A 21,597-nucleotide genomic window follows, 5' to 3' on the forward strand; every position below is an offset into this window, starting at 1 on the left:
AACGGGTCGCGGGCCCAGCCGGTGCCCGGCTCCCACGCGAGCAGCGGGAAGCCGCCTGGCCCACCAGGAGACGCCGTCGGTCGCGCCCACCCGGTCGAAGCCGCCCGAACCGAGGGTGAGGGTGAAGTCCAGCGCCACCTCGGTGCTCTCCCCCGGCGCCAGCGGCCCGTCGAGGGTCACCACGTACGCACCCCCGGGCTCGGCCGCGGCGAGCGCCTCGTAGCCGGCACCGGCGACGTCGTCGCCCCGCACGGCGTCCACGACGAGCCGGGAGCCGGCCGCCGCGAGCTCCGGGGCGTTGGGCACGAGCCGGAACACCAGCTCGGTGACCGTGCGGTCCGGGGTGAAGCGGACGGTCTCGGTGCCGGTGACCGTCCGCAGGTCGTCGGCCAGCCGGAAGTCCAGCGAGGTCCGCGGCCGGTCGGGATCGGGCCGGGCCCGGTCGGCGCAGGGCTCCGCGGCCGCCTCGGGCCGGGCGGCCGGGTCGGGGGTGAGCGTGCTGACGAAGGAGGTGCAGCCGCTGAGCAGCAGGGCGGTGGCAGCGAGGACGGCGGGCCCGCCGCGCCCCGGTCATGCCAGGCGGACGACGGCGCGCGCCAGGGAGAGCACCTTCTCCCCCGCGCTGCCGACGGCGAGGTCCACCCGCACTCGGCCGTCCTCCAGCAGCGCCGCGACGGTGCCGCGGACGGTCAGCTCGGCGCCCTCGTCGTCGTCCGGGACGACGACCGGCCGGCCGAACCGCACCTGGTACTCGACGAGCGCGGCGGGATCGCCGGCCCAGTCGGTGACCGCGCGGCCGGCGAGGGCCATCGTGAACATGCCGTGGGCGATGACGCCGGGCAGCCCGACCTCGGTGGCCACCCGCTCGTTCCAGTGGATCGGGTTGAAGTCGCCGGAGGCGCCGGCGTAGCGCACCAGGTCGGCCCGGGTGATCCGGTACCGCTGCTCCGGGAGCTCGGTGCCGACCGCGACGTCGGCGAACCGGACGGCGGTCACGCGCGCGCCACCAGCATCGAGGTGGCGGTGCAGACGGGCTCGCCGTCCTCGGTGGCGAGGTCCACGCGGGCGGTGAGCAGGTCGTTGCCCGCCACGGTGCGGGCGGCGTCGATCGTCGTCGTCGCGACCAGCCGGTCGCCGGCGCGGATGGGCCGGTGGTGGGCGAAGCGCTGCTCGCCGTGGACCACCCGGCCGTAGTCGATCGCGACGTCGGGGTCGTCGAGGACGACCATCGCGGCCTCGAGGCTCACCGCGATCGCGAAGGTGGGCGGCGCGATGACGTCGGGGTGGCCGGCGGCGCGGGCGGCCTCCGGGTCGCGGTGGACCGGGGAGGGATCACCGATCGCGGTGGCGAACTCGGCGATCTTCGCGCGGCCGACCTCGTAGACGGCAGAGGGCGGGTAGCTGCGCCCGACCAGTTCCCGGTCCAGCGCCATGCTCCCGCCCTCTCGCTCAGCCTCGGACCGTCAGCGCGTCTCGCGGTGCAGCGTGTGCTTGCGCTCGCGCGGGCAGTACTTCATCAGCTCGAGCCGGTCGGGGTCGTTCCGCCGGTTCTTGCGGGGTGATGTAGTTGCGGTTCTTGCAGTCCTGGCAGGCCAGGGTGATCTTCGGGCGGATGTCGGTGGCTGCCATGGAGTGCTCCTAGCCTTGTGGGGCGGGATCCGGGTGCGGATCCCGTTGCCGTGCCGGCGGGGCCGACACGACGACGGACCCCGGGGTGCGGGGTCCGTCGGGAGTAGCGGTGACCGGACTTGAACCGGTGACACAGCGATTATGAGCCGCTTGCTCTACCAGGCTGAGCTACACCGCCGGGACGACCTGCGGCCCGGTCTCGCGACTGGACCGGTCGGTCAGCTTACTCGTTGTTCCAGAGCCCCTTTACGGAATCGAACCGTAGACCTTCTCCTTACCATGGAGACGCTCTGCCGACTGAGCTAAAGGGGCGTGCTCGGGAGCAGGAGAACTGTACCGCGCCCGCACGGGGGGTTCGCGAGGGGGGGTCCCGGCGCGTCAGCCGCGGACGAACAGCCGCCGGTGAGCGGCTCCCGGGGCCGCCGTCCGCACCCCGGTGCGGGCCAGCAGCCAGTTCTCCAATCGGTCGTCGGGCAGCGGCCGGCTGACCAGGAAGCCCTGGAGCTTGTCGCAGCCCATCTCGGTCAGCAGGTTGCGGGTCATGTCGTCCTCGACGCCCTCGGCGACCACGCGCAGGCCCAGGTTGTGGGCCAGCTCGATGATCGACCGGGCGATGAACGACTCGCCCTGGCTCGTGGACATCCCGAGCACGAAGGACTTGTCGATCTTGACCTCGTCGATCGGCAGCTGCCGGAGCTGGGACAGCGACGAGTAGCCGGTGCCGAAGTCGTCCATCGACAGCCGCAGCCCGAGGTCGTGCAGGTCGGCCAGCACGGTGCTGTCGCGCACCGAGTCGTCGACGACGCTGCCCTCGGTCAGCTCCAGGGTGAGCAGCTCGCCCGGGACGCCGTGGCGCTGGAGCGCGCCGCGCACGCGGGCGACCAGGTCTGGCTCGGTGAGGCAGTGCACCGAGAGGTTGACCGCGACCGAGAGCGCGATGTCCTGGTCGAGCCAGCGGCGGCAGCGGGCCAGCGCGAGGTCGAGCACGTGGTCGGTGACCGCGCCGATCCGGCCGATCTGCTCGGCGAGGTGGATGAAGTCGTCGGGTGAGATCGCGCCGTACCGCGGGTGGGCCCAGCGGACGAGGGTCTCCACCGACACGATGTCGGAGGTCTGCGCGTCGATGATCGGCTGGAAGACGACGCTGATCTGGCCGTCGGCCATCGCCTGCTCGATCTCGGTGCCCAGCTGCAGCCGGCGCAGGCTCTGCTGGTCGAGGACCGGGTGGTAGCTGGCCACGCCCCCGGAGTCCGCGGCGGCCAGCAGCGCGACGTCGGCCCGCTGCATGAGCGTGCCCGACTCGGTGCCGTGCACCGGGGCGGAGGCCACGCCGATGGTCAGCGTGACCTCGAGGTCCAGGCCCGCCACGCGGACGCGGGTGGCCGCCGCCTCGCGCAGCCGGCGCGCGGCGCGCTCGGTAGCGGCCAGGGACAGCCCGGGCAGGAGGACGGCGAACCGCTCGCTCTCCATCCGGGCCAGCAGCGCCTGCGGCGGCGCGTGCTCGCGCAGCAGCCCCGCGGTGACCTGCAGCAGCTCGTCGCTGGCGGCGTGCCCGAGGGTGTCGGTGACCTCCAGGTAGTTGCCGACCGCCGCGAGGATGAGCCCGGCCCGCCCGCCGGCCGGGTCGGCCGCGAGCAGCGCGTCGATCTCGGCGGCCAGCCGCTGCCGGTTGGGCAGCCCGGTCAGCCGGTCGTGGTCGGCGTCGTAGCGGATCTGGGTGAGCAGCTGCTGGTGGCGGATCGCGGCGTTGACGTGCGTGAGCATCGAGTCCAGCGCGGACCGGTCGCTGTCGGCGAAGGAGACGACGGTGCTGCGCCGGTCGCACACCTCCAGGTAGCCGGGCTCCCCGGCGGCGGTGGCCAGGGGTGCCGCCAGCAGCTCGGTGACGCCGCGGCGCGCCAGGCCCGCGGCCTGCTCCTCGTCCGCGTGCGCGAGGGTGATCAGCACCGGCCCGCCGGCGGCGGCCACCGCGCGGCGGAAGACGTCGTCCGGATCGCCCGGGCCGTCGTACCAGACCGCGTCGTCCTCGGCGGCGACGACCAGCTGCGGGGCCTCGTCCAGGTAGGGCGGCAGCCACAGGGCCACGCGCTCGGCGTTGAGCAGCTCCTGCACCGCGGCGACGATCTGGCGGGTGCCGGCCTCGTCCGGGGTGACCTGTTCGACCCGGCGGGCGAAGTCGTAGACCCGCTGGACGCTGTGCCCGCGGCGGGTGACCGCGCCGAACTGGCGGTAGAGCAGCGCGAGGACGACGAGCAGCGGCGCGAGCAGCAGCCAGGCCCAGCCGGTCACACCGATGAGCAGCAGAGCGGCGAGGCCGACGATGACCGCCACCGGGCCGATCACGAACACGGGGATGAGCAGGCTCGCCCACAGCGAGCGGCCCGGGTGTCCCTGGGTGGTGATGATGGCGCCGGCCACGAGCACCGCGCCGAGCACGTCGGCGACGAGGATCGCCACCACGTAGGAGATCCAGCTGCCGGGCGAGGTCAGCTCGCCGACGGGCAGCACCGAGAGGACGGCGACGGCAGCGCAGACCTCCAGCACGGCGACGGCGACGGTGTAGATGCCCTGCGGTCGGGGGAACCGCTGCACCAGCAGGACGGCGGCGACGGCCACCGCTCTGGCGATGACCGCCCAGGCGCCGCCGACCTCGACGAGGGCGACCACGATGGCCAGCTCGCTCGCGGAGACGGACACGGCCTGGCGGCGGAACTCGACGTGCAGGTGGATGGACTCGGCCGCGAGCATCGCGAGGAAGACGACCGCGAGCGCGGGCAGCGAGACCGCGAGGGGCTGGGTCAGGAGCACGACCAGCATCACCGGCGCAGCCAGCAGCACCCCGAGCACGGCCACGGTCGAGGGCGCCCGGAAGGCCGGCCGGGGCGTGGCTCGGACGTCCTGCTCTGGCATGCGACCTGCATTCCGTGCCGGGGTAGATGGGCGCGCAGAGGCTAGCAACGGAGACGCCCCTCACACCCCGCTTCGGGTCGCGCCGCGACCCGAAAGGGTCACAGTCCGCGCCCGCCCCCCGGAAACGCCGCAGGGCAGCCGGTCGGCGACCGGCTGCCCTGCGGGAAGGACGAGAGGGGAGGTATCAGGCCTCCCGGCTCCACTTCAGACCCCGGCTCCACTTGAGACCCCGGCTCCACTTGAGCCCGCGCTGCGTGTTGTTGCTCATGACGCCTCCTGTTGTGGCATGACCGACTGCGGAATGCGGCAGGACTTACGCGCGGGGGCAGAGCGTCGTTGGGTACGGACCGCGCTGCGGACATTGCTGCCCGTCACCCTTACGAGGCAAGCGTGGACGATCACGACAGGGTGACGATCTTGAGTGTCGTCACCCTGCGTGAACTTTGATCGACGCTTGGTCAACCAAACGGGGGACGGCGACCGATCAGCGCGGTTCGCGGACCGCCTCGTCGCGCAGCAGCTCGCCCACCAGGTCCACCGTGATGTCGAGGACCTGGCCGATGCGGCCCGGAGCGCCCGGGAGGAGCTCGGTCGCCAGCCCGACGACGTCCACCGGCGGCGACTCGGGGGGCTCCGGCGTCCCGAGCAGCCGCGTGACCTGCGCGTACGCCGCGCCTGCCGCGAGGGAGCCGCCCGCCGAGCGCACCGCCCGGTCGGCCGGGATGTGCCGGGCGCGGTCCGGCGGCTCGTCCCAGGTGCCGTCCAGGTCCAGTCCCACAGCGGCAAGCGCGGCGAGCGGGCCCACCACCCGGCCGCCCACCGCGTCCAGCAGGTCGCCGCCGTGTGCGCGCTGCCCGGCCCGCTCCTGCGCGGCGAACCCCTCCAGGGCGTGCGTGAGACGCCGGCCGTACTCGCGGACGGCGGCGTACCCCGCGCCCACGACGCCCGCCGGGTCCGCCCCGTCCTCCCGGGGTGCCGCGGCCAGCTCCGCGACGGCGTCGGCCACCGCGCGGTCCAGCAGGCCGGCGGCGGCCCGGTCGGTGCCCAGGTAACCCAGCCCGCGCAGCAGGGTGCGGTCGTCACCCCCGCAGTCGGGGACGGCGAGCAGCGGGCCGGTCAGCACCGCGGGCCGCGCGGCCACCGCCTCCGCCAGGGTGGGGGCGAGGAGGGCCGCGGTCGCCGGGTCGACGGTCCAGGCACCGGGGTCGCCGTCGTCCCCCAGGCCGGTGGCCAGCGCCCGGAGTCCCGCGCGGACGGCGGTCGCCCCCGGCGCCTCGACCGCACGTCCGACCACCGCCACGAGCGCGGCGCCGTCGTCGTCCCACGGCCGCGCGAGCAGGTGGGACCAGGCCGGGGTGCTGCGGAGCAGGCCGGCCGCCGGCGCGGGGTCGTCGACGGCCGCCAGGCGGGCCAGCACCTCCTGCAGCGGGTCGCCCGGCGGGGCCTCGCCCGGCTCGGGCCGGACGACGTCGACGATCCGCGCGCCACCCAGGGCCCGCTCGCGCGCGACGATCTGCCGCCCCCACTCGCGGACCGTGGCCGGCGGCGGGCCGGAGCGGGGGTCGCCGCGCCCGGCGGCCAGGACGACGCCCATGCCCAGGGCCACGAGGTCGCTGTCCAGCGTGTGGTGGTCACCGGGGTCGACGAGCCGGCGGTCGCGCACCTGCGCGACCGCGCGGGCATCGGCGGGCGAAACCGGGGCGCCCAGCGCCGCAGCCACCACGCGGGCCAGCGCGCTGCGGAAGGAGAGCCGCCCCTCCCCCAGCCGGCGGAGCACGTCGCGGAACCCGCCGGCGCCGAGCCCGACGAGCACCGCCGCGGCCACCGCGGGATCGCCCGCCCAGGGCAGCAGTTCCCGGGCGGCCGCCTCCCGCGCGGCGGGGTCCTCGTCCCCCAGCACGGCCGCCGCGAACGCGGCGCCGCGCTGCGCCAGCAGCAGCTCGTGCCAGCCGGGGAGGACCGCGGCGAGGTGCCGCCCGGCGTCCGCCGTGCCCCACCGCCCGCCGCCGCCGGTGACCGCGCTGCACCCGGCGAGCACGGCCGCGGTCGCCGCGGCGTCCCGCTCGGCCTCCTCCCGGATCGCCGCCGCCACCCGGCGGCGGGCGGCCTCCGCGCTGCGCAGCTCCTCGAGGGCGCCGGAGACGTCCGCGCCGGTCCCGACGTCCTGGACACCACCCAGGCGCGCGGCCGCGGCCCCGAAGTCCTCCTCCTGCGCGGCGCGCAGCCGGGCGAGGCGGCCGCGGGCATCGGCCAGCAGCTCCCCGTGCAGGGCGAGCCGCCGGCCCGCCTCGGCCAGCGCCGCGGCGGCCTCGCCTCCCAGGTCTCCCACCCGCAGCACGCGGGCGGTCGCCGCGTCGGCGTCCCGCCCGGTCCATCCCGGTACGCGTCCGGCGTCGTCCCGCACCCGGTCCCCGAGCCCCGCGAGCAGGGCTCCGGCCCGGTCCAGCCGCCCCGCCAGCTCGCCGAACGCCCGCGGGTCACCCGGCGGCGGGTCGAGGGGCACCGGGTCGGGGATCAGGGCGGTCACCGGGGCCCGCTCCCGTCGGTCGGGGGCACGAGCGCTGCGTCCAGTTGCACCCAGGAGTCGGCGATCCCGGTGACCGTGGCGCCGAGCCGGTCCAGCTCGCCGGCCAGCGCGGTCGCCAGGAGCGCGTGGCAGGCGAGGAACTCCTCGACCGGGGTGCGCAGCGGTCCGTCGACGTCGCCCTCCAGCCGGCCGTGGACCTCCTCCGCCGACCGGGCCCGCCCGCCCAGCGTGCGGCCCAGTGCCCGGACCTCCTCCGCCGGCATCTCGATGGTCACCGCGGCAGTGTTGCGCCGCGGACCGGATCCGCGGGGGCGTCGTCCACAGGGGGACCGGCGGCGGGGCGCGTCACCCGATCGGGCGTCCACAGCGTCCACAGGTGCTGTCCACAGGTCGTGGACAACCGCGCGGGCCCCCTACGCTGCCCGCCGTGCGCCACGACCGGGACGACGCCGAGCGGGGTTCCACGCTGCCGTTCGTGCTGGTCTGCTGGCTGGTCGCAGCACTCATGGTGTTCGGCGCGATCGCCGCCTCCGACGCCTTCCTGGAGCAGCAGGAGGTGCAGTCGGTGTGCGACGGCGCCGCGCTGGCCGCCGCCAACCGGGCCGACGAGGCCGCGATCTACGCCGGCGGGCTGGGCGCCGCGCTGCCCCTGACCTCCGCCACCGCGCAGGTGGCCGTCGCCGAGCAGCTCGGGGCGGGCGGCTCGGCGCTGGACGCTTGGTCGGCGGCCGCGGACGGCGCGGAGGTGACCGTGCGGTGCACCCGCTTCGTGGACATCGCGTTCGGCTGGCTGTTCCTCGGCGGGCAGCAGCTGGAGCGCACCGCCGTCGCCAGCGCGCGGGCCCCCACCTCCGGCTGAACCACCCGGAACGGCGAACGGCCCCCGACTCATGTCGGGGGCCGTTCGTACCGGAGCGTGGCGGGTGAAGGATTCGAACCTTCGAAGGCTAAGCCGACGGATTTACAGTCCGCTCCCATTGGCCACTCGGGCAACCCGCCGTGCGGTGGTACCGGAGCAGAGTACAAGACTGTGGTGGCGGAGCTCGGAGCCCCGGGCCGCCACCGTCCGACGAGGGGAGTTCCCATGGCCGACGCGTCCTTCGACGTGGTCAGCAAGGTCGACCGGCAGGAGGTCGACAACGCCCTGAACCAGGCCGCCAAGGAGCTGTCGCAGCGCTTCGACTTCCGGGGCACGAACGCGACGATCGCCTGGGCCGGCGAGGAGGGCGTCGCGCTGCAGGCCGACACCGAGGAGCGGGTCTCGGCCGCGCTCGAGGTGTTCAAGGAGAAGCTGATCAAGCGGAACATCTCGCTCAAGGTGCTCGACGCCGACGAGCCGCAGTCCTCCGGGAAGATCTACAAGATCTCCGCGCGGATCAAGCAGGGCATCGAGTCCGACGTCGCCAAGAAGATCTCCAAGCTGATCCGCGACGAGGGCCCCAAGGGCGTGCAGGCGCAGATCCAGGGCGACCAGCTCCGGGTGAGCGGCAAGAAGCGCGACGACCTGCAGGCGGTGCAGCAGCTGCTCCGCGGCGCCGACCTCGACGTCGCGCTGCAGTTCGACAACTACCGCTGATCGTCCGCGTTTCCGCTGCTCAGCGGGTCGTCACAGTCCCTTGGTCCGCAGAGAGTCCGCAGAATCGCCCAGCGCGGCGGCCATGAGGTCGCCCGCTGCGGCGCGCGTGCGATCCTCGGCGGTGGGCCAGAGGTGGGAGTAGACGCCGAGCGTGATCGTCGCCGAGGAGTGCCCGAGCGCCCGCTGCACGGTCACCACATCGCAGCCTGATGCGATGAGCCCGCTCGCGTAGAAGTGCCGCAGGTCGTGCAGCGTGTACCCGTCGAGCCCGGTCACCTTGCGGATTTGCCGCCACTGGTGCCCCGCGGAGTTGCGGTTCAGAGGTTGCCCGGCGTTCGTGAACAGCCAGTCGCCTCGCTGGACCCCTGCCCGCTCTACGTGCTTCGCCAGAAGCGCCATCAGGTCGGCTGGGGCGTAGACCACTCGCTCGGACCCGAACTTGGGCGCTACCGGCTGGGTCGTCGCGCTGTTCTCACCCTGCAGCTGGCGGCGAACGGAGATGGTCCGGCGCAGGAAATCGACGTCCTCCAGCCGCAGTCCGGCCGCCTCCCCCAGCCGTAGCCCGGCGAAGGCACACACCGCGATGAACGGCTGGAACCACTCCGGCGCGGCGCTGAGCGTGCGCCCCACGTCGTCGGCAGCGGGGATGGTCATCGACGCTGACGCCCTGCGTGTCCTCGGCAGGGGCACGCCGGCCGATGGGTCGGTCTTGATGATGCGGTCGACGACCGCGGCCCGCATCGCCATGTGGACGTAGTTGTAGCGCGTCCGGATGGTGCTGGGCGCGAGTCCGGTCTTGCGGCCACGTGCAGGTTGCGACATGGCCTTGACCCACTGCTGCACGTGGGACGGGCGGATCTGGCGCATCGGCACGTCGGCGAAGGTCACCGAGCTGGCCGCCTGCTGAGCGGCAAGCGTCGTCCCGCGCTCCCACACCTGCCTGGCCGACCACTGCGCGAACCAAGCCTTGAAGGTGATCTTCCCGGCGGCGGGGTCGACGTAGTCGCCGGTGACCATCGCCGCGGTGACCTCGTCCAGCCACCGCTGGGCGTCGACCTTCCTCTTGAAGTGCCGGGCGTGCTCCTTGCCGTTCTCGTCCCGGTACCGCGGCCGAAAGGTCCCGTCGGGTCTCTTCGCGATCGACGCCACCGTTCATCCCCTTCCATCTCGGTGAGCTCTTGGGACCTCGCCGCCCACCGCAGTGTGGGCTTTGCTACTGACTGGAGAACTGTCCTCCTGATCAAGGTCTTGCTGTCCGGCTTTCGCTGCGCCTGCCGGGCACAGCGCAGACGTCCGCGTCCCTGGCAGGGCGCCCGCGGGTAGGCCTTCATCGCCCTATGCCTGGACCAGCGGGGGTGCGCCGGGTGAGCGCCGCAAGGTCCTCGGGCCGCGGGAGGCGAACACCAGGTTCGGGGGCGGTCAGCAGAGTGGGGGCCGATCGGTGTGGGGTCGGGTCTGCGTGCTGGAGTGCGCGCCAAGTGTCCCGCTCGTGGACGAGGCGTTCGGCCGGCTGGGCGAGGAGAGCTGGCTCGGCCGTCAGTCGCGCGATGCGGCCGCGGACGACGGCCAGTTCTGCTCGGGCGGCGGTGATGGCCCGGTCGGTGTCGGCCAACCCCTCCGCCGGGTCGGGGGTCCAGGCGAGGGGTCCGAAGCGGGCGAGCCGGTCCTCGTGCTGACGGCGGGCGTCGGCGAGCGCGGCCGCGGCGTGCCGGTGGGTCTCCTGGGCGGTGGCTGCGGCCGCGCGCAACTGAGTGTGCTCCGGGTGGGCGTGTTCGGCGTGGTGGCGGGCGTAGGAGTCGAAGGCAGTCCACAGCCGCGGTCGGTCGTCGGCCCGGTCAGCCAGGCGCGCGATCTGCTGCGGGTCGGTGGGGATGGTCGGCAGGTAGGGGCGCCAGGCGTCCGCCCAGTCGACCAGCTGCTCGCCGGCCCGGTTCACCGCCGCCCGCCGCAGTCGGAGCCGGCCGGGACCGTCGAGGACGACCTGCGCGGCGTGACGGGCGGCGTCACGCCCGGTGTCCCAGCTGGCGAGCAGGGTGTCGCGGATCCGGTCGGTCTCGGCGGTGACGACCGCGCGGCTGGCGTCGGCCCGCGCCGTGGCGTGGCGGGCGTCGATTCCCGTCCGCTCGTACCGGGCTTCCAGCACGGTGAGCTGGTCGCCGTGGGCGGACTCGAGCGCGACGATCTCGCGCAGCGCGTCGCGGCGCGGCAGGTCGGAGGCGAGCCGATCCAGGCAGCGTCGCTCGGCCGTCCACGCCGAGTGCAGGTCGGCCAGCGCCTGCTCCAGCGGTCGGGGCGTGGCGTAGCGGGCGGCCTCGGCGGCGGCCAGCCGGGCTGCGTGCGCGGGACCGAGGTCGGCGCGGTCGCGGGCGAAGACCGCGAGCCACTGCTCCCGCGCCTGCGCGGGGTCGGCCGCGACGAGGTGGGCGGTGTTGGCCTCCCTACCGCGGGTCATCCCGACGTATGCCGCCGCCGCGCCGGTGTCCTCGCCGACCACCAGGTGCGCGGCGGTCACCGTGTCGCCTTGGGTGCCGTGCGCGGTGGTCGCGTAGGCCAGCTCCACGTGCGCGGTGACGTAGTCCGCGGGCAGCACCCGCGCCCCCGTCCCGGCCGGGGGAACGGCGGGGGTGACAGAGCCGGACACACCGCCGGCGGGGGTGACATGCGGTGTGCCGTCGGGTGTGACCAGCAGCCCGCCGCGCCGGCCGACCGCGGTGACGACCCAGAGGTCCCGGTTGGCCACGTCGAGGTCGCGGTCGTTGCGGCGGGTCGCGATCCGGTCCCCGACGCCGATCCGCTCCCCGGCCCCGGTGACCACAGCGCGTCGGTCGTCGACCCGGCCCTGGGTGACCAGTCGGTCCCGGACGGCGGCATTGAGGGAGGCGGCCTGCTCGCGCGTCTCGACCACCACGGCCACGCGCTCCCCGGCGGTGTAGCCGTCGGCCGCGGCGGCGGCGAGCGCATCCCGCAGCGCCTGCGCGTCAGGGTGCAGCCGGATCTGCCCGCGGCCCAGGAGCGCGTCGAACACCGTCCCGGGGTTGGTGCCGGCGCGCATCGCGAGGGTCAGCTCGGCGTAGTCGGTGTCCGGGATCGTGGCGCCTGTGGCGTCGGTGCGGCCGAAGCGGTGCACCCCGACCAGGGTCAGGTGTTCGGCCGGGTCCACCTGGGCCGCGGCGAGGTCGAGGACGCCACCGCGACCGACCGCCGGCAGCTGATGCCGGTCACCGAGCAGGGCCAGGTGCACCCGACACTCGTCGGCGATCGTCAGCAGGGCCCGGGCGGTGTCCTGATCCAGCATGCCCGCCTCGTCCACGACCAGGAGGTCGCCGGCCCGCAGCCGCGCCCCGTTCGTGGGCCCGGCGTAGACACCTCCCGTAGTCGGACAGAGATCCCCGATGCCGAGCCGGGCCCAGGCGCCGTCGTCATTCCAGCGCCAGCCGTACTCGAAGGCCAGCCGGGCCGCCGAGCCGGCGACCGCGCCGACCTCCGCGGCAACGACCTTGGCCGCCTTCAGTGTCGGGGTGACGACCACCAGCCTGCGCCCCTGCCCGGCGATCACATTCTTGGTGGCGGCGAGGGTGGTGGTCTTGCCGGCGCCGGCCGCGCCCTCGACCACGACCAGGCGCCGCCAGCCGGCCAGCGCGGCGACCGCCGTGGCCTGTCCGGGATCCAGCCGCGCGGCACCGGCTGCGAGGTCGACCGGCGGTGTCGGGTCGGGGCCAGGGGCGCCGGCCGGGCGCTCGGTGGCGCGGGCGGCGAGGCGGGCGGTGAGGTCGGCCTCGACGGCAAGCACCGGTCCTGAGGTCCAGGCCCGGATGTGCTCGGGCACCCCACCGCGGTCCAGCAGCGGCACGCAGCGGTCCATTGTGCGGGCGGTGAGGTCCTCGGCGAGCTCGATGCGCACCGCCGGGTCGGTGACGATCCCGGCGGCGGCGAGCAGCTGCTCGACCTCCCCGCGCACGTCGGCGGCGTTCCACGCCGAGCGGGCCGCGGCCAGCCGGGCCAGCACCCGCTGCGCCGCCTGCTCCCGGTCCAGGCCACCGACCGGGGTGGGGGTCAGGCCGACAGGAGCATTCCGGTCGCGGTAGCCCAGGGCGACCAGCTCGGCCGCCCACCGTGCCGTGAGGTCCTCCCCGGGCTGGGGCAGCACCTTGTCCGGGCGGCCCGCTGCCCACGCCCGCGCGTCCCAGGAGCGGCGCAACGCCGGGCCGGGGGATTCGCCAGGATGCGCCGCGGTCCATTCCCGTTCGTACCCATCGATGTTCCGGGCGATCTGCGCCGTCCGCACGCTGAAGGCGCCCACGAAATCCGCCAGCTGCCGTATCTCCCCATCACCATTCACCGCATATCCGTGAGCGGCGAGCGCAGCCCGGAATTGCGGGTCGCAGGCGACCGCAGCGTGCCCGATACCGTTGATCGCGGCGAGGGAATCGCGGACACCGACGGTGTGCAGGCCGCGCCATTTCCCGGCCGCGAACACCCGGGCGTTGATCTGCAGGTGCAGATGGCGGTGCGGATCCCCGGCCCGCGACGTGTAGTGCGCCACCGTCACCGCCTCGGCCACCTCGACCGGCACCTGCACCTGCCCGCCGCGCGGACCGACCCGGGTGGTGGCGTGCTGCCCCAGCCAGCCGATGATCTGCGCGGCCGCCCGAGCCTGGGCCGCGTCATACGCCGTCGCGATGTCCGGATGCAGCGCGGCCGCCAGCGACCACGTCTTCGGACCGTTGACCACCACCTCGACGAAACGAACCGCATGCCCGTCGCCGCGCAGCTGCCCCCGCGGCTCGCCGGTGCCCGGGTCACAGCCGGCCACCCACGTCTCGTAGGCGTCACCGGTTAACGGCGCCAGCTCGGCCACACGACCGCCGGTGACGCTGAACCGACGGGCGACGCCGGCGCCCTCGGTGAGGTAGTAGTCATCAGCCCGACCCCGGTCGGCCTCCACGTACTGTCGGGCAGCCGCCGGCGAGCCGGCGTAGATCTTCATCCCGCCATGCATTGTCAACGGCACCCGACAATGACCAACAAGTCACCCCTAGAAACGGCGATGGGCCCCGCGAAGCGGGGCCCGACCTACCTCCAAAGGTAGCATGCGTGCCGCATTTTGATAGCTCCATGGACGTCTGCCGTATTTTGCTAGCTCCTTGGACGTCTACTAAGCGTCGATGGCCGTCGCATGGCGAATCAAGTGTTGACGAGCAATATGCTTAATGGCTTCGTCCGTCACGGGCGCTGTGCTGTGCAGGACCGATTGCGGCGCAGCCAGGACCGACGTCGACTGGGCTGTCACCCCCCAGGCAGCGGCCGCCGTCGACGTGATCGGCGAGGGACGTGCGCAGTCCGCCGGTCCTGGCGTCGGGCAGCACGGCCAGCCGCCAGCGCCCCAGACCTGGGGACGGCAGGGGTCCGAAGCTGACCAGCCTTCTTCAACTCGAAGTAGGTAGCTTCGCCTGAGGGTGGAGCTGATCAGGGCGTGGCTTTTGCGTCCTCAGAGGGACGCCCCGTGCTGAGCTGAGCAGCCAGGGCAGCGTCTCGTCGACCGGAAGGGGACGGGCCAGCCCGTACCCCTGGACGGTCTCGCAGCAGAGGTCGGCGACCCGCGCCCAGGCATGCTGCGTCTCGATGCCCTCGGCCACCACCGCCATTCCGAGATCGTGCGCCAGTGCGACGGTGGCCCGGACCACGGTGGCGTCATCGAGGCCCTAGTCGAGCCCCTGGACGAAGGACCTGTCGATCTTCACCTCGTGCACGGGGAGGCGCTCCAGGTAGGCCAGTGAGGAGTAGCCCGTCCCGAAGTCGTCGACCGACAGGCGCACGCCGAGCGCGGCCAGACCGTCGAGGACGGTCAGGCAGCGGGCGGGGTCGCTCATTACCCCGGTAGCCTGCAGGAGCCGGGTCACGACTCCAGGCAACTGGTCGTCGTGCAGGTCGGCGGCGGTGACGTTCACCGACACCGAGAGCGCCAGGCCGGCAGCGGCCCAGGCGGCACGCTGCAGCAGGGCCGTCTCGAGGACGGCGTCGGTCAGCGGCCGGATGAGGCCGGTGCGCTCGGCCAGCGCGACGACATCGGGGGCGGTACCGAGCCGTACACCGGGTGGCGCCAGCGCAACAGCGCCTCCATGCCGGTCACGCGGCCGGTCCGGGCGTCCGCCTGGGGCTGATACCAGACCTCGAAGCGGTGCTCGTCGATGGCCGCGGGCAGGTCGGCGGCCAGCACCAGCTTGCGCTGCACGGCCTCGCCGTCCTCGGGGCGGTAGATCTCGACTCCGGTGCCGGCGCTCTTGGCCGCGTACATGGCCACGTCGGCGTGCCGGAGGATCTCCTCTGTCGTGTCCCCGTGCTCGGTGAGCAGGGCGATGCCGATGCTCACCCCGGTGCGCAGCGTGACCTGCTGGATCGACACCGGCCGGGTGAGCGCGTGGAGCACCTCCCGCCCCACGTCCACGGCGCCGGGAACGCCGGTGTCGGGCACAGCAACAATGCGAATTCGTCACCGCCCAGCCGTGCGACGACGCCGTCGGGAGCTCCTGCAGTCGGCGTCCGGTTTCCTGGAGCAGCAGGTCGCCCGCGCCGTGGCCCAGGGTGTCGTTGACGTCCTTGAAGTCGTCGAGGTCGAGGAAGAGGACAGCGCCGGTGCGATCGGCCGCGATGAGCTTGCTCACCGCCTCCTGTGAAGGCGCGCCGGTCGGTAGTCTGGTGAGCGGATCGTGGCAGCTTCGTGCTCGCGTTGCGCAGCGAGGCGGCGCAGCCGGTCGACGAGGCGAGCCTTGACGAGGGCCACGGCGGCGTGGGCGGCCCGTGTCTCGAGCAGCCGCAGGTCTTGGTTGGTGAACGTCTCCCCCTGGAAGGTTCGGTCGCGCACCAGGAGGACGGCGTACACGGAACCCTCGCTGCACAGTGGCGTCGCCATGCCGTCCCGTTGGCCGGACGGGTCGCCGCCGCGGGCGGTGGGTCGCGGCCGCAGTACCGACTCGCCGGTCATGGCGGGAGCCCACGACCACACCGGGGCCTATCGCCTCGCGGAGCACCTCGCGGTCGAACCGGCCCTCCATGGTGCTGATCACGGCGGTGACCGCCGCGGCCGAGAGCAGGTCGGTCAGCAGAACGGCTACGAAGGCCGCGAGCCAGCCTCTCGGGTCACCAGGGGAGGTGTCACCGAGAAGCGCCTCGTAGGCGATCAGGCCCAGGGCGGCCTCGAGGGCGAACATGGAGGCGTTGAACGCGAGCTTCTGGGTGATGTCGGGGGCGGAAGCTCGGAGGGGCGCAGGCCACCCGTACGAGTCAGTCGGCGAAGGCGCGCCATCCACCCCGCCGACGGACGGTGTGGGGTCCATACCGCGCACTGGTGCCGCCGGTGCCCTTGAGCGACTGGCGCGCCTGACGGGGTTCTTGAACCGCGGCGCGGTGTGCCCACATTCGATGTGGGCCAGCTCGTGGGCGAGGGTCTTGACCGCCTACGCATCGGCTACGTCCGGGCGGACCCGCACGGCGGGGCGACCGGGTCGGTGAAGCCGTTGGCCTGCCCGCACCTCCCGCGGGTGAGCGTGTAGCCCTGCGCGGCGACTCCGGTGGCCGGCGCCTCCCACTGGGCGGCGGTGGCGTCACCTGTCAGCAGCTCCGGCCGGACGTCGGGCAGCGGGTCGCCCTCGGTCTGGGAGACGTCGAAGACGTGGGCGACCCGGAACCCGCGCAGCACCCGCGCCCAGGCCGGCCGGTCGGCGTCCCCGCCAGACGGCTGCCCCGCCGTCCCGGCGGTCGGTACGGCCGGGTGTCCTGCGAAGACGGCACTGATCAGGGACGAGGTGACGGCGTCCTTGCGCGTGTAGGTGGCAGGGGGCCAGGACGGCGAGCCCGGTGGACCCCTTCACCACGCTGCGGCCCAACGCCTTCCAGGTGCCGAACCCGGCGACCCGGGTGGGGCTGATGCCCAGCCGCGCGGCCTGCAGCGCGATCAGCAGCTGGTTGCCCAGGCTGTAGGTGTGGAACCTGGCGGCGGCGTCGAGCATCGCCCGCCACTACGGATCGGCGGTCAGCTGCTCGACGCGCTCGCCGACTGCTCGTGCAGGGCGGCGATCCTCGCCGCCCGGGCGGCGTCGGCCGCCTGCCGCTGCGCCGGACTAGGCTGGGGCCGCACACTCCGACTTCCCCTGCCGGTCCGACTGCTGCTCGTACCGCTGGCCGCGCTGCTGATCGTGGTGCTGGTGCTGGTCATCTGGACCCTCCCGGAACTGGAGCCCAAGCCGGTACGGGAGGAACTGCGGAACAGGTGTCCTGCCACCCATTCCCCCGGCCCGTCCGGCACAGAGCTCTGCTCAGGGGCCGGGACCGAGGGGCATCCTGTGGCGAACCGGAACCGGGTCGCCGTGGCGCGACGTGCCGTCCTGTCACGGGGACTTCCGGACCCTGCACGGTCGGCATCGCGGCTGGTCGTCACCCAAGAGCTCGTCCGGCTGAAGCCCGCGTTCGCCCAGCCCAGGGGACTGAAGCACTCGGGACAGGCGGGTCAATCTCGAGGAGCTGCTTCACGCTCTGGTCGACGGAGGGTCAGGTGTGGAGATGGGACTCCTGTCAGCCCCAGCACCCGCCCGTGCGGTTGGACGCGGGTGACTGGCCTGCGAGATGAGGCGATGCGGTCTCGCACTGCCCACACGTAGTCGACGCGCCACCGGACGGGTTGCCAGCGGAGCTGAACGGACAAGGCATCGGCTGTCCCCTCAACTGGTCCCGGCACCCCGAGCGTGACGCGAGGCGGCAGACGATCTACGAATCGCGCCTCCTCCGCGGGATCGACTCCGACCCTTTCCACGTGCTCGAAGACCTCCTCTTCGACATCATCCAGCACGTCAAAGATCCACGGGCGGGGCGTGAGGCGAAGAATTGCGTCGCTTCGAGGCGACATGTGGACCACCTCGTCAAACTCCGGGTGATCCGCTGTGCGGAAGGTACCTCGTCCATCTACCCACATCGCGGTTTCCTTTCCTATGAGGGTTGTTCAACTTGGCCGGCGTCGCGCCCGCGGATCAGCCCAATGGCCGAACGAGGCGATGGCTTTCCGCACTGCATCGCCTGGCTAGCAGCAGGATGCGACGCGCGTCAGCCGATAAAGGCGGCCTATGTGCCGCCCGCGAACAGATTTTGCATGCCAGAAGAACGGCAAGGACGCTAGCGACGGCCACGATGTCCACTTCCATGAACACCAGACCGCGCTGGACAGCAGCGTCATCCCTCAGACTCCTCGGGGTGCCCGGACGCACTGTGCGCCCAAGGAGACTTTCGACCAGATGTCGCTCGGCATTGACCGGGCCCTCACTCGTCCGAGTGATCCGCCGGGTGGTGTCGAAGCCGCTGCCGGACCGCTCGATGAAGCCGGTGACCGAGACCTCCATGCTGCTGGCCCAGCGGCCCACATCGCTGCGGCGGCCGCGGCCTCGCCGGGTAGGCAGTCGCCCCGGGGCCTGACGGCCGCTCCCGGCGATTCTATGCAGGGTGCGGGTCCCGTGCGGGGCGTCGAGCCCCTTCCCCCGGTACACGGCCTTGGCTGCTGGGCATGCCACGTTGGTCGGTGCGGCCCTGCGGGCCCTGCGCAGGCGATCGGAGCGTCGGCCCGTTCGCTCCAACGCCTCGCCGGGGTGTACGGAACACGTGCCCGCCACGATCTACATGAGGCCGCGCATACGCATTTCCCTCAGGTTCGCGAAGACGCGACGCCGAATGGCGTCTTCGAGGTGCACGGGGAGTCCGATGAATCGGACCGAGACCTCCTGGAGCTTGTCGTTGCGGGGGTGGCGGCGAACCACCTCACCGCGGCCCCGGAGTTCGTCGTCAGCCTCACCGATTGTCAGGTCGACGACCTGGCCCACCTCGAGTAGTCCCGATGCGCCGTCTCGTGCATCTTCCCTGGGCCCCTCGTTGGGCGGGGCGTCGACCGCGCTCGTGTGGTCCTCTGCGTTTGCGGGATGGAGGAGGCAGCGAAGACCGCCCTCGCTCAGGTCAAGGGTGTTCCCTCGGAGGCTATGCGTCGGCCGGCTGACCTGAATCGGCAAGACCAGGGGTGCCCGGACGGCGGCGCGCCGCTGCCCGCGCCCAGCCGGGCCGACAGCGCGCAGTCGCAAGCATGGTCCCGCTGCGCTTTGCGTATCGATCAATTCGACCGGCAGGGCCCGTAGCTCCTCGGGTCCCCGCCAGATGAGTTCGAGTCGTTCCCCGTTGTGCATGGGGACCCCGCGCTGTGCCCGGTCCTTCGGGATGCTGACGATCAACTCATCGTCGCGGACTTCCTCGACCCAGCTGACCAGAACATCGCCGCGGCTGGTCGCGACGACGTCGAGGACTGTCTTCTCCTCCGGAAAATCGACTCCGGGCTCGCCTAGCACTCGCTCTGCCTCCGTTGGTCGAGAAGCCGACGTGGGGCAGCGTAGCCTCCGCGCGTCACTGTGCTGCTGTCCTCGTCTGGCTGGGGCCATACATGGGGGGGTCTGCCGAGGTTCCGAGTGCCCAAGTCCGCTCGATCCGACGCCCAGGAAGCCCTAGCTAGCCGGGCATTGCTCCGATCGCGGCCATGGCCTGTGCGCATCCCCGGGGGCCGGTCGGCGCGGGCCGCGATGGGGTAGCCGCCGGGTCCGGTTCGGTCAGCGGCCTGTTCGCAGCCCTGCACCGGCGGCCGCGACGCGGGGGCGGGTCCGCGGACGGTCCCTGGATGCTTAATCTCGCCGCCCGGAGGGATCGGCGTGCCGAGGTGGCTTCCGCGTGATCGACGGGCCGGTCTGACGATGGCACTGCGCCATAGACGTCCGTGTGGTGGTCGCAGTCACTGGCGGCATGGGCGGTGACCGGTACGCCGGACGCCATGGCCGGCACGTCGCCTGGCCCCATCGCCCGGCGATCAGGCCCGCGTTCGCGGGATGGAGTCGGTGACGGCGTGTCCGCCTGCTCGCTCCTCCGACTGAAGCGCCACTTCGTGAGTCAAGCCGAGCACGCCCCGCGTCGATCATGCAGGTAGCCGCGCGGACGGCCGGGTTTCTCCCGGGCCGGCAGGTCGCTGCGGCGGATCAGGCTGTGGCAGCGGCCGTCGTCCGTCCGACGCACTCCCGAGGGGCGCCGTCGGAACCGGTCCACGCCGACGGTGCTGACCGGCAGGACCAGCAGGGTGACGTCGGGCAGCAGAGGGGGGCCCGCACTGGCATCGGCCATCTGCTCGGTGCCGCACGCGGCCGTCACGAAGCTATCCCCGCGGCAGCGCGGCGTCCTTCTGTCCGTCGGGCTGGCCGACGGACACGTCACCCCCCGCACTGACCACCTCGGAGTCGGATCATGGGGCCCGTGACTCGACGTCCCACCTCGTTCGCCGCTCTCGTCACTGCAGCCCCCCTGGAGTTCCGCTTTTCACCCTAGGCATCTGGGTACCGCTAGCTTGAGTCGCTAGACGAGATTCATCCCAGCCCTGCTCGCACCGATGGAGGCGCGTGGTGACAACTGCGCAGACCCCGCAGTTCGACCTCGACCTGGTGTTCGACGGAATCGACCAGCTGGCCGCGCAACGGCCGGTCTGCGCCCGGATCGTCGCCGCCGCCGACGCCGACGACACCGACGCGAAGACCCTTGCCGGCATCCTCGCCGGCGAGGTGGCGTTGACCGGCCGCGTGATGAAGCTGGCGAACTCCGCCTACTACGGCATGCGTGGGCGGGTCGCATCTCTGCAGCAGGCCGTCACCGTCGTCGGCTTTACGACCGTGCGGACGATGGCCACTGTCGCCCTGACCGACCTCGATGACGAATCCCGGCTCCCCGAGGAGTTCTGGACGGTGGGCACCGGCCTTGCCGCCGCCGCCGCCCGCCTTGCGCCGTTGTTCGACATGCGGCCCGCCGATGCCCTATGCCTGGGCGTCCTCGCCCAGCTCGGCTCGGCGCTGCTCTACCACCACGACCGCGACAACTACACCCTGGTGCTGGCGGCCAATCCCACGTTCGCCGGGCGTCGCCGCGCCGAGGCCGACCAGTACGGGATGTCGTCGGCCGTGCTGACCGCCGCCGCCCTGACCCGTTGGGAGTTCCCGCAATCGATCGTCGTGCCGCTCGAGCGCCTCGATGACCGCGGTTCCACAGCCGGGGGACTGCTGCGTGCCTGCTACGAGATCGTGTCCCGGCTGACCATGGACGGGCACCGGCCGGCACCGATTGGCCCGCTGACCCGAGGCCGGATCCGCGACGAGGAACTGGCCCCGATGATCTACGACGTCCGCAACGAAGCCGAGGGACTGCGCCGGCTCATGCTCGGCGACTGAGCTGAGACTGAGGCACGACCGACCGTGGCTTCGACCGGCAGGACTCCGTCCACCGGAAGAGCGTCCTTGCCGGGCGAGGTCTCGTGACGGGGGGCCGGCACCGCACGGTCGCCGTCCGCGGAAGGTCTGCTGGAGACAGCGCAGCTGCCACCCGGGAGCCGCACCGGGTGACCGGCGCCCTCGCCTCCGTCACCGCCGACCGGGCGCTCGGCTCGGCCGCCGGCACCGCGGTGCTGTCGTCGGCACTGGTCGGCGGGGCCGCTACATCGGTGGAGGCTGCTCATCGGTGATGACATCGAGGTGTATCTCGCTGCCGCCGACGGTGGTCAGGCGAAACTGGCGATCGGGGCGCCGCGACAGATGGAATCAGACGGAGGGAGTTTTCGTCCGTCGCCGGCGAGCCCGGGGTTGGCCCCGTGGCCAGCGGGCCCTGCACGTAGAGGAGGCCACCGGGTGATCTTCTGGACACCTTCCACAGCCCCAGGAGTTCAATGCGATGACCGCTGCGAGCAGTATCGACAGTGAGGATGGGGTCGGCTTCCCCGGCTGGGCCTGACTCAAGTATCGACAGACGCCCAACGGTTGTCCTCGTATGGGATCCGTCGGCCTGACCGGGGAAGCCGTTGCACGCGACCGAGTGGGCGTCCGTGACCTCAGGAGCCTGTGCGAGAGGC

Annotated in this window: 15 protein-coding genes, 3 tRNA genes and 3 pseudogenes; 4 read left to right on the plus strand and 17 right to left on the minus strand. The window is 72.9% G+C overall.

The window, feature by feature from the left end:
• Positions 1 to 570: 570 nt before the first annotated feature.
• The 8 genes and pseudogenes from JKP75_RS16460 to JKP75_RS16495 form a co-directional block, all read right to left on the minus strand.
• Positions 571 to 996: a MaoC family dehydratase gene (locus tag JKP75_RS16460; protein ID WP_200490178.1), complete on the minus strand. Its 426-nt coding sequence runs from the start codon at positions 994 to 996 to the stop codon at positions 571 to 573.
• The gene (locus JKP75_RS16465) at positions 993 to 1,433 is read right to left on the minus strand and encodes a MaoC family dehydratase N-terminal domain-containing protein (RefSeq protein WP_200490177.1); all 441 of its coding nucleotides are present in this window, start codon (positions 1,431 to 1,433) and stop codon (positions 993 to 995) included. The genes JKP75_RS16460 and JKP75_RS16465 overlap by 4 nt, the downstream gene beginning before the upstream one ends.
• A 30-nt stretch (positions 1,434 to 1,463) precedes the next feature.
• Positions 1,464 to 1,629 (minus strand): annotated as a pseudogene (gene rpmG / locus JKP75_RS16470) (50S ribosomal protein L33).
• A 104-nt stretch (positions 1,630 to 1,733) separates the two neighbouring features.
• Positions 1,734 to 1,807: transfer RNA gene (locus JKP75_RS16475), tRNA-Met, on the minus strand.
• 61 nt (positions 1,808 to 1,868) lie between these two features.
• Positions 1,869 to 1,941, minus strand: a tRNA-Thr gene (locus JKP75_RS16480).
• Positions 1,942 to 2,007: 66 nt separating this feature from the next.
• Entirely contained in the window at positions 2,008 to 4,539 is a 2,532-nt protein-coding gene (locus JKP75_RS16485) for a bifunctional diguanylate cyclase/phosphodiesterase (protein WP_200490175.1), read from the minus strand.
• A gap of 484 nt (positions 4,540 to 5,023) precedes the next feature.
• Positions 5,024 to 7,066, minus strand: a complete 2,043-nt coding sequence (locus tag JKP75_RS16490; RefSeq protein ID WP_200490174.1) for a hypothetical protein — start codon at positions 7,064 to 7,066, stop codon at positions 5,024 to 5,026.
• Positions 7,063 to 7,341 (minus strand): hypothetical protein, encoded by a 279-nt coding sequence (locus JKP75_RS16495; protein WP_200490173.1) that lies wholly within the window; start codon positions 7,339 to 7,341, stop codon positions 7,063 to 7,065. The genes JKP75_RS16490 and JKP75_RS16495 overlap by 4 nt, the downstream gene beginning before the upstream one ends.
• A 152-nt stretch (positions 7,342 to 7,493) precedes the next feature.
• Between JKP75_RS16495 and JKP75_RS16500 the strand changes: the two genes are divergently transcribed.
• Positions 7,494 to 7,925, plus strand: a complete 432-nt coding sequence (locus tag JKP75_RS16500) for a pilus assembly protein TadG-related protein (protein WP_200490172.1) — start codon at positions 7,494 to 7,496, stop codon at positions 7,923 to 7,925.
• Positions 7,926 to 7,983: 58 nt separating this feature from the next.
• Here the strand turns inward: JKP75_RS16500 and JKP75_RS16505 are convergent.
• Positions 7,984 to 8,065 (minus strand) — tRNA-Tyr (locus JKP75_RS16505).
• Between the two features lie 85 nt (positions 8,066 to 8,150).
• Here JKP75_RS16505 and JKP75_RS16510 point away from each other — a divergent pair.
• Positions 8,151 to 8,642: a YajQ family cyclic di-GMP-binding protein gene (locus JKP75_RS16510; protein WP_200490171.1), complete on the plus strand. Its 492-nt coding sequence runs from the start codon at positions 8,151 to 8,153 to the stop codon at positions 8,640 to 8,642.
• 30 nt (positions 8,643 to 8,672) lie between these two features.
• Here JKP75_RS16510 and JKP75_RS24115 read toward each other — a convergent pair whose 3' ends face one another.
• The 8 genes and pseudogenes from JKP75_RS24115 to JKP75_RS16555 form a co-directional block, all read right to left on the minus strand.
• Positions 8,673 to 9,791 (minus strand): site-specific integrase, encoded by a 1,119-nt coding sequence (locus tag JKP75_RS24115; protein ID WP_200490170.1) that lies wholly within the window; start codon positions 9,789 to 9,791, stop codon positions 8,673 to 8,675.
• 178 nt (positions 9,792 to 9,969) lie between these two features.
• Positions 9,970 to 13,629, minus strand: a complete 3,660-nt coding sequence (mobF, locus tag JKP75_RS16520) for a MobF family relaxase (protein ID WP_200493260.1) — start codon at positions 13,627 to 13,629, stop codon at positions 9,970 to 9,972.
• Positions 13,630 to 14,068: 439 nt separating this feature from the next.
• A pseudogene (locus JKP75_RS24740) lies at positions 14,069 to 15,114 on the minus strand (putative bifunctional diguanylate cyclase/phosphodiesterase).
• A 112-nt stretch (positions 15,115 to 15,226) separates the two neighbouring features.
• Positions 15,227 to 15,304, minus strand: a pseudogene (locus JKP75_RS24745) (hypothetical protein); the annotation flags it as partial.
• Positions 15,301 to 15,624, minus strand: a complete 324-nt coding sequence (locus tag JKP75_RS16545) for a GAF domain-containing protein (RefSeq protein ID WP_200490167.1) — start codon at positions 15,622 to 15,624, stop codon at positions 15,301 to 15,303. The pseudogene JKP75_RS24745 and the gene JKP75_RS16545, both read right to left, overlap by 4 nt.
• A 483-nt stretch (positions 15,625 to 16,107) precedes the next feature.
• Entirely contained in the window at positions 16,108 to 16,338 is a 231-nt protein-coding gene (locus JKP75_RS16550) for a hypothetical protein (protein WP_200490166.1), read from the minus strand.
• Positions 16,244 to 16,648, minus strand: coding sequence for an ArdC family protein (locus JKP75_RS24750; protein WP_375335627.1), 405 nt, complete (start codon positions 16,646 to 16,648; stop codon positions 16,244 to 16,246). The genes JKP75_RS16550 and JKP75_RS24750 overlap by 95 nt, the downstream gene beginning before the upstream one ends.
• A 1,650-nt stretch (positions 16,649 to 18,298) precedes the next feature.
• Positions 18,299 to 19,015, minus strand: coding sequence for a PilZ domain-containing protein (locus JKP75_RS16555; protein ID WP_200490165.1), 717 nt, complete (start codon positions 19,013 to 19,015; stop codon positions 18,299 to 18,301).
• Positions 19,016 to 20,107: 1,092 nt separating this feature from the next.
• Between JKP75_RS16555 and JKP75_RS16560 the strand changes: the two genes are divergently transcribed.
• Both JKP75_RS16560 and JKP75_RS23050 read left to right on the plus strand, forming a co-directional pair.
• The gene (locus tag JKP75_RS16560; protein WP_309229919.1) at positions 20,108 to 20,923 is read left to right on the plus strand and encodes an HDOD domain-containing protein; all 816 of its coding nucleotides are present in this window, start codon (positions 20,108 to 20,110) and stop codon (positions 20,921 to 20,923) included.
• Between the two features lie 167 nt (positions 20,924 to 21,090).
• Entirely contained in the window at positions 21,091 to 21,213 is a 123-nt protein-coding gene (locus JKP75_RS23050; RefSeq protein ID WP_255522519.1) for a hypothetical protein, read from the plus strand.
• Positions 21,214 to 21,597 lie beyond the last annotated feature (384 nt).

The sequence above is a fragment of the Blastococcus sp. TML/M2B genome, from assembly GCF_016612865.1.
Taxonomy (GTDB): domain Bacteria; phylum Actinomycetota; class Actinomycetes; order Mycobacteriales; family Geodermatophilaceae; genus Blastococcus.